General features: G+C 70.4%; 11 protein-coding genes. 7 read left to right on the forward strand and 4 right to left on the reverse strand.

Features of this window, described 5'->3' with window-relative positions:
* Window positions 1-25 precede the first annotated feature (25 nt).
* Window positions 26-382: a hypothetical protein gene (locus VNJ48_RS10325; protein WP_325601732.1), complete on the reverse strand. Its 357-nt coding sequence runs from the start codon at window positions 380-382 to the stop codon at window positions 26-28.
* A gap of 66 nt (window positions 383-448) precedes the next feature.
* Between VNJ48_RS10325 and VNJ48_RS10330 the strand changes: the two genes are divergently transcribed.
* Window positions 449-1,153, forward strand: a complete 705-nt coding sequence (locus VNJ48_RS10330; RefSeq protein ID WP_325601734.1) for a peptidylprolyl isomerase — start codon at window positions 449-451, stop codon at window positions 1,151-1,153.
* A gap of 46 nt (window positions 1,154-1,199) precedes the next feature.
* Here the strand turns inward: VNJ48_RS10330 and VNJ48_RS10335 are convergent, their stop codons facing one another.
* Both VNJ48_RS10335 and VNJ48_RS10340 read right to left on the reverse strand, forming a co-directional pair.
* A complete protein-coding gene (locus VNJ48_RS10335; RefSeq protein WP_325601735.1) occupies window positions 1,200-1,625 on the reverse strand; it encodes an OsmC family protein in 426 nt (141 codons plus the stop codon).
* A gap of 30 nt (window positions 1,626-1,655) precedes the next feature.
* A complete protein-coding gene (locus VNJ48_RS10340) occupies window positions 1,656-1,799 on the reverse strand; it encodes a hypothetical protein (protein WP_325601737.1) in 144 nt (47 codons plus the stop codon).
* Window positions 1,800-1,960: 161 nt separating this feature from the next.
* Here VNJ48_RS10340 and pepN point away from each other — a divergent pair, with 161 nt between their 5' ends.
* Genes pepN through VNJ48_RS10360 form a run of 4 tightly spaced genes read left to right on the forward strand, consistent with a single transcriptional unit; the run spans window position 1,961 to window position 9,502 of the window.
* Window positions 1,961-4,447, forward strand: coding sequence for an aminopeptidase N (gene pepN, locus VNJ48_RS10345; RefSeq protein ID WP_325601739.1), 2,487 nt, complete (start codon window positions 1,961-1,963; stop codon window positions 4,445-4,447).
* Window positions 4,444-5,283, forward strand: coding sequence for a formate dehydrogenase accessory sulfurtransferase FdhD (locus VNJ48_RS10350; protein WP_325601741.1), 840 nt, complete (start codon window positions 4,444-4,446; stop codon window positions 5,281-5,283). Before pepN ends, VNJ48_RS10350 begins: the two co-directional genes overlap by 4 nt.
* A 59-nt stretch (window positions 5,284-5,342) precedes the next feature.
* Window positions 5,343-6,503, forward strand: a complete 1,161-nt coding sequence (locus tag VNJ48_RS10355) for an exonuclease SbcCD subunit D (RefSeq protein WP_325601743.1) — start codon at window positions 5,343-5,345, stop codon at window positions 6,501-6,503.
* Window positions 6,503-9,502, forward strand: a complete 3,000-nt coding sequence (locus tag VNJ48_RS10360; RefSeq protein ID WP_325601745.1) for an SMC family ATPase — start codon at window positions 6,503-6,505, stop codon at window positions 9,500-9,502. Before VNJ48_RS10355 ends, VNJ48_RS10360 begins: the two co-directional genes overlap by 1 nt.
* Window positions 9,503-9,505: 3 nt before the next feature.
* Here the strand turns inward: VNJ48_RS10360 and VNJ48_RS10365 are convergent, their stop codons facing one another.
* Complete coding sequence (locus VNJ48_RS10365; RefSeq protein ID WP_325601747.1) at window positions 9,506-10,201, reverse strand: sulfotransferase; 696 nt, start codon at window positions 10,199-10,201, stop codon at window positions 9,506-9,508.
* A gap of 35 nt (window positions 10,202-10,236) precedes the next feature.
* Between VNJ48_RS10365 and VNJ48_RS10370 the strand changes: the two genes are divergently transcribed.
* Window positions 10,237-11,745, forward strand: coding sequence for a TldD/PmbA family protein (locus tag VNJ48_RS10370; protein WP_325601749.1), 1,509 nt, complete (start codon window positions 10,237-10,239; stop codon window positions 11,743-11,745).
* Window positions 11,745-13,136, forward strand: coding sequence for a metallopeptidase TldD-related protein (locus VNJ48_RS10375; protein ID WP_325601751.1), 1,392 nt, complete (start codon window positions 11,745-11,747; stop codon window positions 13,134-13,136). Before VNJ48_RS10370 ends, VNJ48_RS10375 begins: the two co-directional genes overlap by 1 nt.
* The last annotated feature ends 302 nt before the right edge of the window (window positions 13,137-13,438 follow it).

Consider the following 13,438-nt stretch of genomic DNA (forward strand, 5'->3'; position numbering starts at 1 on the left):
GAGCATCCACAGGCCCGGCCGGCCGTCAGTCGCTGCAGCGCTCGGACCTGGCACCCTCGGAGTTGCTGGCGCTGATGCAGAAGTCATCTTCGTCGGTGGCGCGGACAGTCAGCCTGACTCCGTCGGACACGACGAACTCCTCGATCCCGATCATCACGGACTGGCCGTCGCTGAGCTGAGCCTCGACCGGCGGCTGACCAGTGTCGACGTACGCCGTCTGCAGCCCTGCCATCCGTTCCATGTCGTGGTACATGGCTCGGTCACCGTCGACGCCGTTGTCGAGCCTGAGCACGAGCGGAAGACAGGCGAGCAGCACGACGAACACCCCGGTGGTGATCAGGAGCGGGAGCCGGTCGCCGGACACCTGTGGGGTTCGCTTCACGGCCGTCATCGTAGGCGCCACGACCGTGCGCCCGGTGTCGAACCCCTCTGACCTAGCATCGTGGCCATGTTGAAGCGACTTCTCGCCACCACGGCGACCCTGGCCTGCCTGTCCCTGCTCGCCTCGTGCGGCAACGAGTCGGACGGTACGGCGACCGACACGTCCTCGAGCGAGGGCACCAGCGAGACCGAGGGCTCCTCGTCGGAGGAGTCGGCTGAGTCCGTTGCCTGCGAATACGTCGAGGGCGGTGAGGCCGGCAAGGCAGTCGACCCTCCGCCCAGCGAGGCCACGGTCGCCGGCGAGGTGCCTGTCACCTTCGAGACGAGTCTTGGAGACATCTCGGCGACGTTGGACGCGGAGGCCACGCCGTGCACGGTCAACTCGTTCGTGTCGCTGGCTGACCAGGGCTACTTCGACGACACGCCCTGCCATCGACTGACGACTGCAGGCATCTTCGTTCTTCAGTGCGGCGACCCCACCGGCACCGGAATGAGCGGCCCCGGCTACAGCTACGCCGACGAGCTCACGGGCCAGGAGACCTACGCGGCTGGCACGCTGGCCATGGCGAACTCCGGACCGAACACCAACGGCTCCCAGTTCTTCATGGTCTACGACGAGTCGCCGTTGCCCCCTCAGTACACGGTGTTCGGCACGGTCTCGGAAGCAGGAGTGGAGATCCTGCGCGAGATGGCAGCGCTTGGAACAGGGACCGGGACATCAGATGGGCCCCCGGCAGAGCCGGTCGACATCACTGGCGTGACGATCGACTGAACGAGCGGCAGTCTCGCCGTCGAACAGGCCCGACAACAGCGGTCGGTCAGGTCTGTTCGTAGGTGACGTCGGCGCCGAGCTGGACCGTGCGGCTGACGGTGCAGAGACGGTCGCGTGACATCGCGATCGCGCGTGGCAGGAACTCACGCGCCGCGTCCCCCTCCGGACCCTCGGGGAAGGCGACGTCGAAGGTGAGGCGCAGGCCGGTCATGTGGTTGCCGTCCGCGTCGCGGACCTTGTCACCACCGGCGAGGATCCCGAACCGTGTGCTCGTGCCTCGCTTGGCGGTGATCAGGTCGACGTCGATGGCGCTGCAGCCGGCGATGGCAGCGAGCAGGAGCTCGACCGGGGTGAAGTCCGGGTCGAGCCCGCCGGAGCCCATGAAGGTCTCCCCGCCGCGCGCGTTGGTCGCCTTGAAGCGGGCGTCGCCGATCTTGGTCAGCTCGATGCTGCGATAGGTCTCATCACTCATGCCGCGAGCATAGGACGCGCGGGGGCGGCTTCAGCGAGCGGCGCGTCGCGCTGCTCGACGAGCACGTCGCTCTTCGCGACGGGCCAGCTCCACCGTGCGCAGCAGCGCCTTGTCCTCGAAGGAGTGGATCCGTCCCTCGACGATTCCGTAGGCCTGGTGCAGCTGCGTGCTCATGGTGTTACGTGTCCTCTCGGCCTCGTCGGCCCGGGTCGTCGTGTGTAATGTGCTGGCCGCTGATGCGACTCTTACATTCTACGGGGGCGGCGCGGCGCGAACGACCAGTTCGGGGGTGATCTCGCCCACCCCCGGCTGTGGGCCGCGGCTAGGGTGCCCGGGTGAGCAAATCCCCCTATCTCAGCCTGCAGCAGAGCGAGGCGATCGAACGGTTCGACCAGCTCTCCGTGACGTCCTACGACGTGGTGCTCGACCTTGACGTCGACGAAGAGACCTTCGCGTCCCGGACGACCGTCGTCTTCGACTCGACCGGTGGGTCCACCTTCGTGGACGTGAAGCCGGTACGCCTCAACGAGGTCAGCCTCAACGGCACAGCGATGGATCCGGGCGGCCTCGTCCGGGGCCGGATCCAGATCGAGACACAGCCCGGGCGCAACGAGCTCGTCGTCGACGCCGTCATGGGTTTCCGCAACGACGGCGAAGGGCTCCACCGCAGCGTCGATCCCGCCGACGGTCGCCACTACGTCTACGGCATGTCCTTCATGGACGCAGCACCCAGCATCTTCGCCTGCTTCGACCAGCCCGATCTCAAGGCGCCGTACACCTTCCACGTGCGTGCGCCGCACGACTGGACCGTCATCGGCAACGCCCCGGGCGAGCAGGTGGAGCCCGGTGTCTGGGAGCTCGAGACGACGCAGCCGCTCTCCACCTACTTCGTCACGATCGTCGCCGGCCCGTGGCACGTCATCCGCGACGAGCACGACGGCATCCCCCTCGCGCTCTCCGCCCGGGCCAGCCTGGCGTCGGCACTCGACGCCGACGCGACCGAGATCCTCACCGTCACGCGTCAGTGCTTCGACGAGTTCCACCGGCTCTTCGACGAGCGATATGCCTTCGGGGCCTACCACCAGGCGTTCGTCCCCGAGTTCAACGCCGGCGCCATGGAGAACCCGGGCTGCGTGACCTTCCGCGATCCGCTCCTCTTCACCTCCAAGGTCACCCGCGGCGCCCGCTGCACCCGCGCCACGACGATCTCGCACGAGATGGCCCACCAGTGGTTCGGCAACGTCACCACCCCGAAGTGGTGGGACGACCTGTGGCTCAACGAGTCCTTCGCCGAATACATGGGCAACCGCGTGGCCGCCGATGTCACCGAGTTCGACGACGCCTGGGTGCGCAACGCCTACTCGCGACGCCAGTGGGGGCTGCTCGCGGACGCCGGACCCGCTACGCACCCGGTCGCCGGCAACGGTGCCGTCGACGCCCTGGCGGCGCTCCAGGACTTCGACGGCATCTCGTATGCCAAGGGATCGAGCGTCCTCAAGCAGCTCAACGCCCGGCTGGGGGACGACGTGTTCTTCGCCGGCGTCAACGACCACTTCGCCCGGCACCGGTTCGGCAACGCCACCATGCACGACCTGTTCGCCAGCTGGGAACGAGCCGGGGCCGGCGACCTGAGCGACGTCACCGACGGATGGCTGCGCTCCAGCGGCGTGGACCGGGTCAGCCTGGACCGCGAGGCCGGCGTGCTGCGCCGTACGCCGCCCGGCGGATCGGCCGTCGAGCGTCGACACGCCATCACCGTCGCCATCGGCGCCCCGGACGGCAGCTGGCGCCGCGAGAAGGTGGAGCTGACCGGCGCTACTGCGGACGTGTCCGTCGCACCCGGCGAGGCCGTGGTGCTGGACGTCGCGGAGACCTCGTGGCTGGTGGCGGAGCTCGACACATCGACGCAGGACCTCCTGCCGGCGCTGATCTCGACGCTCGACGACGACCTCCTGCGCGCCTCGCTCTGGAACAACGTCCGAAGCTCGTTCGAAGTCGCGGCGACCACCCCCGAGCAGGTGCTTGCCCTCGCGGCGCTCTCGATCCCGACGGAGCCGAGCGACGAGCCACTCTCCTTCAACGAGCGCGCGGTCGACCCGAGCAGACTGCTGCTCACCGAATGGTTGGTCACGAAGGTGGCGCCCCTGGCGGCGGACCCGCACCAGGCAGGTAGGGCACTCCATGAGGCCTACCTGACGCGCGCCGTGACCGCGGACCCCGGAAGCACGGTCCAGCACGCCGCCTTCCAAGGGGCGGTCGAGACCTCCACGTCGGCGACCCAGCTGCGGGGCTGGCTGGACGGCGGCGTCCCCGACGGCGTGTCGCGGGACTTGTCCCTGCGGTGGCGGATCCTCGCCCGGTGCGCGTCCCTGGGCGACCTGGACCAGGCGTCCCTCGACCGGCACCTCGCTGCCGAGCGGACGGGCGCATCCACGGTCGCCCACGCCCGGGCCGTGGCGTCCCTCCCCACACCGGAGGCAAAGGCGTGGGCGTGGGAGCGGTTCCTCGGCGTCGCCGACGTCGCCAACTACGAGCTCCAGGCGTCGGGTCAGGGCATGTGGCGACCCGGCCAGGAGTCCCTGACCGATCCGTACGTCGACAGGTTCTTCGACGAGCTGCCGGGCACGTCAGCCCACCGCAGCGGCTGGCTGGTCGCCGACGCAGCCTGCTGGTTCTTCCCGCTCACCTCGTTGACCGACGAAACCGTGGCTCGCGCGGAGGCACTGGCGGGAGACGACGCGCTCGACCACACCCTGCGACGACAGATGGCGATCATGGCCGATGAGGTGCGCCGACGCATCGCCGTACGCACGAAGCCGTGAGCAGTCCGGACCCCGCTTCCCGGGCTCGTCGCCCCGGTGCGACCGTGCGCACGCGCGTCACCGAGCATGCAGACACCGGCCAGCGGACGCGCGAGGACCGGCTGGCCACCGAGGAGCCGCTGGAGATCCGGATCGCGGGCAACGGGCTGCCCGCCCAGCGCATCTGGGTCACCATGCGCACCCCAGGGCACGACTTCGAGCTCGCCGCGGGGTTCGCGGCCAACGAGTCGTTCATCTCGCCGGCCGACATCAGGCAGGTGGCCTACTGCACCGACGCCGACCTGGACCCTGAGCAGGAGTTCAACGTCGTGACCATCACCGTCGCGGGTGCCGTCGACATCGCGGCTCGGCACACTGCGTTGTCGGCCGGCTCGTCGGCGTGCGGGGTCTGCGGCAAGGACAGCGTCGCGTCGGTGCTGGATGTCAGGGCGGCCGAGCCCTGGGCGGGTCCGATCCCCTCCCCCGACGTCGTGCGGAGCCTCCCCGAGGCGCTCCGGGGGCAGCAGCCCAACTTCAAGCGGACCGGCGGGGTGCATGCCGCCGCGCTGGCGGATGTGGACGGACGGCTTCTCGTCGTCCGTGAGGACGTCGGGCGGCACAACGCGGTGGACAAGGTCATCGGGGCGCGCATCCTGGCGGGTGAGCCCCGCAGTGCGGCGTGCCTGGTGGTGAGCGGCCGCGCTGGGTTCGAGCTGGTCCAGAAGGCGGTGGCAAGCGGCATCGGGTCGCTGGTGTCGGTGGGCGCACCGACCAGCCTCTCGGTGCGTCTGGCGACCGAGTCGGGCGTGTCCCTGTTCGGCTTCACCGACGCCTCCCGGTGCGTGCAGTACGCCTGATCGTCCTCCTTCGGCGTGGGCTCCTGAGGGTTGTCGGTGGTCGAACCTAGGTTCGACCCATGCGGATCCTGCACACCTCTGACTGGCACCTGGGGAGGTCCTTCCATCGCGAAGGCCTCCTGGGTCACCAGAGTGCGTTCATGGATCACCTGCTCGACGTCGTGACGAGCGAGAAGGTCGACGTGGTCGTGGTCGCGGGCGACGTCTACGACCGGGCGCTGCCGCAGGTCGACGCCGTCCGGCTGGCGGACGAGACGCTGGCCCGTCTGGCCTCCTCCCGGGCGGCGGTCGTGGTGAGCAGCGGCAACCACGACTCGGCCCAGCGACTGGGGTTCGGCAGCCGGCTGATCGACACGGCGGGGGTCTTCCTGCGCACCGACGCGCGGGGTGTCGGCACGCCCGTGCTGCTGGGCGACGAGCACGGCGAGGTCGCCTTCCACGCGCTGCCCTATCTAGACCCCACGGCGATGATGGAGCCGTGGTCCCTCCCGGTGCGGTCGCACGAGGTCGTGCTGACCGAGGCCATGCGCCGCGTGCGGGCCGACCTCGCCACGCGACCGGGCGTCCGCTCGGTGGTGCTCGCGCACGCGTTCGTCGCCGGGGCCGCCCCCTCTGAGTCGGAGCGCGACATCAGTGTCGGGGGCGTCAGTCGGGTGCCGACGAGTCTCTTCGACGACATCGACTACGTCGCGCTGGGGCACCTGCACGGCTCGCACACGCTCGACGAGCGCATCCGCTACAGCGGCTCCCCGTTGGCCTACTCGTTCGGTGAGGCCGACCAGCTCAAGGGCAGCTGGTTGATCGACCTGGGTGGCTCGGGTGTCTGTGCCGCCGAGTTCGTCGAGGCGCCGGTCCCGCGACGGCTGGCCCGGCTCACCGGTGACCTGGAGACTCTGCTCACCGATCCGCGACTCGACATCCATGGCCACGACTGGCTGCACGTGACCTTGACCGACCAGCTCCGACCGCCCCAGGCGATGGAGCGGCTGCGCCGGCGTTTCGAGCACACCCTGGTGTTGTCCTTCTCACCGGCAGGCGCGTTGCTGCCCACTGCACCTCAGACCCGGGCGACAGGGCGTCGCGACCACGACATCGCGCTCGACTTCGTCCGCGAGCTGCGAGGAGTGCCGGCCAGCCCGGCCGAGTCCGCCCTTCTGCTGGAGGCCTGCGACGCGTGCGGGGACGACACCGACCTGGACACCGCGACGGGGGTCGACTGATGCGCCTGCACTCGCTGCAGATCACCGCCTTCGGCCCCTTCGCCGACACGTGCGAGGTCGACTTCGACGCGCTGTCCGACTCGGGGCTTTTCCTGCTGAGCGGTCCCACCGGAGCCGGCAAGTCGAGCATCCTCGACGCCGTGTGCTTCGCGTTGTACGGCGACGTCCCCGGCGACCGCGGCACCGCCGGACGCCTGCGGTGCGACCAGGCCCCTGAGGGCGTCGCACCACGCGTCCGCCTCGAGGTCACCTTGTCCGGGCGGCGGTTCCGGGTCGAGCGCTCACCGAAGTGGGAGCGGCCCAAGAAGCGTGGCACCGGGGTCACCACGCAGCAGGCCTCAGTCGTCATCAGCGAGCGAGTCGCGCAGACGTGGCAGCCGCTCTCCACCCGCCTCGACGAGACCGGGCACCTGGTGACCGGACTGGTCGGGCTCAACCTCACCCAGTTCACCCAGGTGGCCATGCTGCCCCAAGGTCGTTTCCAGGCCTTCCTGCGCGCCCGCTCCGAGGAGCGTCATGCCCTCCTGAGACAGGTGTTCCGCACCGGCCGGTTCGACCGGATCGAGCAGTGGCTGAGGGAGCGTCGCCTCGAGCTGCAGCGCACGTCGGCCGCCCACGGACGAGACGTCGCGCAGCTGGTGAGTCGGCTCAGCGAGACCGCCGACCAGCCCTTGCCCACCGACTGGTCCGTCGCCGATCTGTCGCTCGAGGCGTCCGACGACGCCGTCACCGGCTGGGTGGAAAAGCTGCTCACAGCGGCGGAGCAGGACGTCGTGGCAACTGCCGCCGCACGCGCGCAGGCCGATGAGTCCGTCGACCGTTCCTCCGCTGCCCTGGCCGATGGTCGGTCCTTGGCTGACCGCCAGGCTGCACACGCCGCAGCGGCGGCGGTCCTCGCCGAGCACGACGACGACGCCCTGGCCCAGCTGCGCAGCCGCTCCCGGCGCGCGGATCGTGCAGAGCCGCTCCGCGAGCTCGAGGCGACCGTGGAGGAGGATGCGGCCCGATTGGCCGAGCTGGGACGCAAGGCGGCGGCAGTCACGGCAGCTTGGTCGGAGGTCGCCGGAGACCACCCCAGCGCACCTCAGAGCGACGACCTGCCGCGACTCCTGGACGCGACGGGGCGCAGGCTCGAGGTGGCCAACGCCGCGCGCCCCGATGCCGAGCGACTGGTGGAGGTGTCCCGGTCGTGCGAGGAGACCTCCGCGCACCTGACCCGAGCCCGGGCTGATGCCTCCCGAGCGAGCGGTGAGCGGCAGACCGCGCCTGCCCGACTCCGGACCGCCGAGGCGGAGCTCGCCGAGGCCGATGCTGCCCAGCACCGCTTGCCCGCGTCCCTCGCGTCGCTAGCGGCCGCCCGTCAGCGAGCGGAGGCGGCGGTCGCCCTGACCGAGGTGACGTCTGCCCTCGAGCAGACGCACCTCGACCGAGAGGCGGCGCGCGAGCTGGTGGCCGACCTCAAGGAGACGTGGCTCGCGATTCGCGAGGCACGCCTCGACGGCATGGCCGCCGAGATCGCCGGGGCGATCGCCGTGGGTGCCTGCTGCCCGGTGTGTGGCTCGCACGAGCACCCAGCCCTGGCCGTGTCGACTGCCGGCACCCCCGACGGCGCCGATGAGCGCGCTGCCCGCAAGGTGCTCGACGATGCCGAGGCTGTGCTGGTCGTCCTCGACGACCAGCTGCGGGAGTCGCAGTCACGTCACACACGACTCCTGACCCTCGCGGACGGGCAGTCGGCAGCAGAGGCGACCCAGGCTCTGGCGGATCTGCAGCGCTCGCACGACCAGGACGCTGCCGCGGCGGCGCAGTGCGTCGACCTGCGCACGGCCGTCACCCGGATGCGCCTCGCCGATGACGAGCTGCGATCAACCCATGAGCTCCTCATCCAGCGATGTGCCGACCTCGAGTCCCGACTCGAGCTGCACCGTGCCGAGCGGCAGCGCCTGCGCGACCGGATGGACGAGGTGCTGGCCGGCACCGGGTGTGCCACGGTTGCCGAGCTCGTTCGGCTGCGCACCCGCCAGCACGACGCCGCCGCACGCCTGTGCGCGGCCAAGGAGCTCGTCACGATGGCCGAGCGAGATCTCGCCAAGGCACAGCGCGCCCTGGCCGCCGCCGCCATGGGCGCCGGATTCGAGTCAGCCGCGGAGGCCCGGTCGGCCCGCCTGGCGAAGGTTGAGCGAGAGACCCTGGCTGCCCGGCTCGCAGCGATCGACGAGGCGCAGCGGTCGGCGCGTTCGGTCCTGGACGATCCCGAGCAGCAAGCGGCGGCTGCGCTCCCCCGGCCCGACGTCGACGGACTGGCCGACGAGCACGCTGCGGCCGAGGTCCGGGCTCGAAGCACGCACGCCCGGCACGACGAGGCTGCGCGTCGCCATACCCGACTGTGCACGTTGGGCGACCAGACCGCCGCAGAGCTCGCGCGTTGGTCGCCGGTCCGCGACGAGCTGGAGCTGACAGCCCGACTGGCGCACTTCGCCGAGGGCAAGTCCCCCGACAACGCCCTGCAGATGCGCCTGTCGGCCTATGTCCTGGCCCACCGGCTCACCCAGGTCGTCGCCGCCGCCAACGAGCGCCTGGCCGGCATGAGCGACCAGCGTTACTCCCTCGAGCACACCGGCAAGCGAGGCGCCGGCGAGACGCGGGGCGGACTGAGCCTGCTCGTGCGCGACGACTGGTCGGGAGAGGCCCGCGACCCGGCCACCCTGTCGGGCGGCGAGACGTTCGTCGTCTCGCTGGCACTGGCCCTCGGTCTCGCCGACGTCATCACCCAAGAGGCCGGCGGAGCCGACCTGGACACCCTGTTCGTCGACGAGGGCTTCGGATCCCTCGACGCCGACACCCTCGACGACGTGATGGACACCCTCGACGGCCTGCGCGACGGCGGTCGGATCGTGGGGGTGGTCAGCCACGTCGCGGAGATGCAGACCCGCATTCCCGGTCAACTGCGCGTGACCAAGGGCCGGGGCGGGTCCCACCTCAGCGTGCGCGTGGGCTGACCCTCACGGCTGCGTCGACCAGAGCGAGACGTCCAGCCCCCAGTCGTCGGCCAGCCGACGCACCTGTGGCCGGTAGAGCACCCCGAGAGAGTCGAGCAGGCCTTCGGGCGGCGTCCATGAGGCCTGGCTGCTCGACCGAGATGGACGGTCTACGTCCCGCAGCGGGACGGGGCTGACCCCGAGCCGGGCCCACACCTCGTCCACGGCACGCTGCGGGTCGGCCCGCACCGCTTCGTAGACCATGACGTGCAGCCGCGAGCGCCCCACGTGGTGCGCCCACATCGCCAACTGGTCGGCGTAGAAGCCGCTGAAGGTCTGCACCGTCATCGGCACCGGGTAGGGCCACGGCGAGGTGGCGCGCGTGGCCGCCAGCCGCAACGCCGAGACGAAGCGGTCGACCGGGTCGCGCAGCAGCACCAGCACGGGCACGTCCGGGCCCAGCAGGCGTGCCGCCGTTGCCGGTGCCGACGCGTGACGGAGGTACTGCGGCGTCCAGTCCCCCCGGCTGATCCCGTCGGCAGGGAACAGATCGAGGTACGCCGCCTCGGGCTCGACGCCGTCCCCGACCTTGTGGAGCAGGTGCTGCTCCTTCTTGCCGTTGGTCCCCAACCCGACCGCAGGATGCTGTGTCAGCAGGTCGGTGAACCACGTCGTCCCGGAACGCTGTGCGCCGATGCCCAGCCAGGCCGGTGTCGTCATGAGCGCCACCCTAACGACTGCGTAAGGTTCGACTCATGATCGATGCGACCTTCGCTGAGCTGCCCTACCGGAGTCTCGGCGACGTGGCCCTGGCCCGTGCTGCGGAGCTCGGCGCCACCCATGCCGACTTCCGGTTCGAGCGTGTCCGCTATCAATACCTCGGTGTTCGCGACGGCGTCCTCCAGACGGCGAGCGACGCCGAGGACCTCGGCTTCGCGGTGCGGGTGATCCACCGCGGCGCCTGGGGTTTCGCGTCGGGAGTGGTCCTGACCCCGGAGGAGGCTCGGCGCGTCGCGGAGACCGCCATCGGCGTGGCAGAAGTGGCCGCCGCCATGACGACGCTCCCGGTCCAGCTGGCACCCGAGCCCGTCTACGACGACGTCACGTGGGTCTCCTCGTACGACGTGAACCCCCTCGAGGTGGCCACCGCCGAGAAGGCGGCCGTGCTGATCGACTGGTCCAACCGGCTGCGGGAGCACGCCGTGGTCGGCCATGCGACGGCCTCGCTCCAGCAGGTGCAGGAGAACAAGTACTACGCCGACCTCGCCGGCACGCGCACGACCCAGCAGCGCGTCCGGCTGCAGCCCGGGTTCGAGGCGACGGGAGCCGACGACGCCACGGGGGTGTTCGACTCGATGGCCTCCATCGCCCCACCCGTCGGTCGTGGCTGGGAATACCTGACCGACGGTGCCTACGACTGGGACTCCGAGCTCGCCGAGGTGCCCGAGCTGCTGGCGGCCAAGCTCGCTGCCCCGGGCGTCGAGGCCGGTGCGTACGACCTCGTCATCCACCCCTCCAACCTGTGGCTGACCATCCACGAGTCGATCGGCCACGCCACCGAGCTCGATCGGGCGCTGGGCTACGAGGCCAACTACGCCGGCACGTCGTTCGCGACCTACGACAAGCTCGGCACCCTGCAGTACGGCTCCGGGATCATGAACGTCACCGGCGACCGCACCCAGCGGCACGGTCTCGCCACCGTCGGCTACGACGACGAGGGCGTCCAGACCCGTGACTGGGACATCGTCAAGGACGGCGTGCTCGTCGGCTACCAGCTCGACCGGTCGATGGGCCACATGAAGCCGGAGCTCCATGACGGCCGCTCCAACGGGTGTGCGTACGCCGACTCGCCGGGCCACATCCCGATCCAGCGGATGGCCAACGTCTCCCTGCAACCGGCGCCCGACGGGCCGAGCACCGATGAGCTGATCAGCCGCGTGGAGCGCGGGATCTACATCATGGGCGACAAGTCGTGGAGCATCGACATGCAGCGCTTCAACTTCCAGTTCACCGGTCAGCGGTTCTTCAAGATCACCGACGGCCAGCTCGACGGCCAGCTCCGCGACGTGGCCTACCAGGCGACGACCACGGACTTCTGGAACTCCATGGAGGCGGTCGGGGGCCTCGACACCTGGCAACTGCACGGTGCGTTCAACTGCGGCAAGGCCCAGCCGGGGCAGGTCGCGGCCGTCAGCCATGGTGCGCCGACCGCGCTGTTCCGCGGCGTATGCATCCTCAACACGACCGACGAGGCAGGCCACTGATGTCCACGACCACCCCCCAGCAGCTCGTCGAGCGCGCGCTGGCCGCGTCCAGCGCCGACGACTCCATCGTGATCGTCCGCGACACCTCCAGTGCCAATCTCCGCTGGGCCAACAACACCCTGACGACCAACGGGGTGATGGTGGGTGTCGACGTGACGGCCATCTCCTTCGTCGCCGCTGGTGACGGCGTCGCGGTGGGGACCTCGGCAGGGAGCGCCAGCACACTTGAGCAGGTGAGCGCGCTCGTCGAGGCCGCCGACGCTGCAGCCCGGTCGGCCGCCGCCGCCGAGGACGCCGCCGAGCTGCTCGGCGACCGCGTCAGTCCTGACTGGGACGCCGCACCCGAGCGGACCGACATCAGGGTCTACGACGCGTTTGCTCCCGCCCTGGGCGAGGCGTTCCGCGCGGCGACCGCTGAGGACCGCGTCCTGTACGGCTTCGTCAACCACGACGTGGTCACCACCTACCTCGGGTCCTCCCGAGGCCTTCGGCTCCGCCACGTGCAACCCACCGGCCACTACGCGTGCACCGGCAAGGACGCAGGCCTGTCCCGCAGCGCCTGGGTGGGTGGCGCGACCCGCGACTTCCTCGACGTGGACGCCTCGTCGATGGCCGAGAAGGTGAAGCAGCGGCTCGCCTGGGCCGAGCGCCAGGTCGAGCTCCCCGCCGGGCGATACGACACGATCCTGCCGCCCAGCTCCGTGGCCGACCTGATGATCGACGCCTACTGGGGCGCCGGCGCCCGGGTGGCCAACGAGGGCGAGTCCGTCTACAGCAAGCGCGGCGGGGGCACCCGGATCGGTGAGCAGCTCGCGCGAGCCGGCGTCCATCTCTACTCCGACCCCGCCTACGCGGGCCTCGAGTGCGCGCCCTTCAACGTCGCCGGCGCCTCCGACAACACCGAATCGGTCTTCGACAACGGCCTGGAGCTCGGTCGCACCGACTGGGTCACCGACGGGCGGCTCGCGGCCCTGCTCCAGACCCGACACTCTGCGACCCTGACTGAGCAGCCGGTCACCCCGATGGTCGACAACCTGGTCCTCGAGGTCGACGGCGCTCGCGGCTCGGAGCAGGACCTCGTGGCCGGCATGGAGAAGGGCCTGCTCCTCACCTGCCTGTGGTACATCCGCGAGGTCGATCCGCAGACGATGCTGCTGACCGGCCTGACGCGTGACGGCGTCTACCTCGTCGAGGGCGGGGAGATCGTCGGCGCGGTCAACAACTTCCGCTGGAACGAGAGCCCCATCGACCTGCTGAACCGCTTCTCGCAAGCCAGCGAGGCGGTGCCGAGCTTCAGCCGCGAGTGGGGCGACGACTACTTCTCGCGTACGGCGACGCCGGCACTGCGGATCCCCGACTTCAACATGTCCAGCGTCAGCCAGGCTCAGTAGGCGGCTTGGACGCCCGCCGTAGGTTCGCGGGCAGACCCAGCCAGTGGATCAGGGTGCGGTGACCGCCCAGGTCCCCGCGACCTCCGCGGCGCCGGCACCCGTGCTGTTGCCGTACAGCACGATCCCGAACCGACTGCGGCCGCCACCGTTCGTGCCGTACCAGGCCCGGATCTCCCGAAGCTGTCCCCAGGGGCAACGTAGCCACGGACGAAGCTGCCTAGCCGCCAAGTAGTCCCGACACCCACTGGCGTGTCGTGGTCCGAGGTCTCTACGGTTCGTCGTCATGCGCCTGGAGTGGTCGA

Source organism: Nocardioides sp. (assembly GCF_035576065.1).
GTDB lineage: Bacteria > Actinomycetota > Actinomycetes > Propionibacteriales > Nocardioidaceae > Nocardioides.

Bases quoted from the DNA above. Each gene is read 5' to 3' on its own strand.
- VNJ48_RS10360 (WP_325601745.1), top strand. From the start codon at position 6,503: ATGCGCCTGCACTCGCTGCAGATCACCGCCTTCGGCCCCTTCGCCGAC.
- VNJ48_RS10375 (WP_325601751.1), top strand. From the start codon at position 11,745: ATGTCCACGACCACCCCCCAGCAGCTCGTCGAGCGCGCGCTGGCCGCG.
- VNJ48_RS10365 (WP_325601747.1), bottom strand. From the start codon at position 10,201: ATGACGACACCGGCCTGGCTGGGCATCGGCGCACAGCGTTCCGGGACG.
- VNJ48_RS10340 (WP_325601737.1), bottom strand. From the start codon at position 1,799: ATGAGCACGCAGCTGCACCAGGCCTACGGAATCGTCGAGGGACGGATC.
- VNJ48_RS10355 (WP_325601743.1), top strand. From the start codon at position 5,343: ATGCGGATCCTGCACACCTCTGACTGGCACCTGGGGAGGTCCTTCCAT.
- VNJ48_RS10370 (WP_325601749.1), top strand. From the start codon at position 10,237: ATGATCGATGCGACCTTCGCTGAGCTGCCCTACCGGAGTCTCGGCGAC.
- VNJ48_RS10330 (WP_325601734.1), top strand. From the start codon at position 449: ATGTTGAAGCGACTTCTCGCCACCACGGCGACCCTGGCCTGCCTGTCC.
- VNJ48_RS10335 (WP_325601735.1), bottom strand. From the start codon at position 1,625: ATGAGTGATGAGACCTATCGCAGCATCGAGCTGACCAAGATCGGCGAC.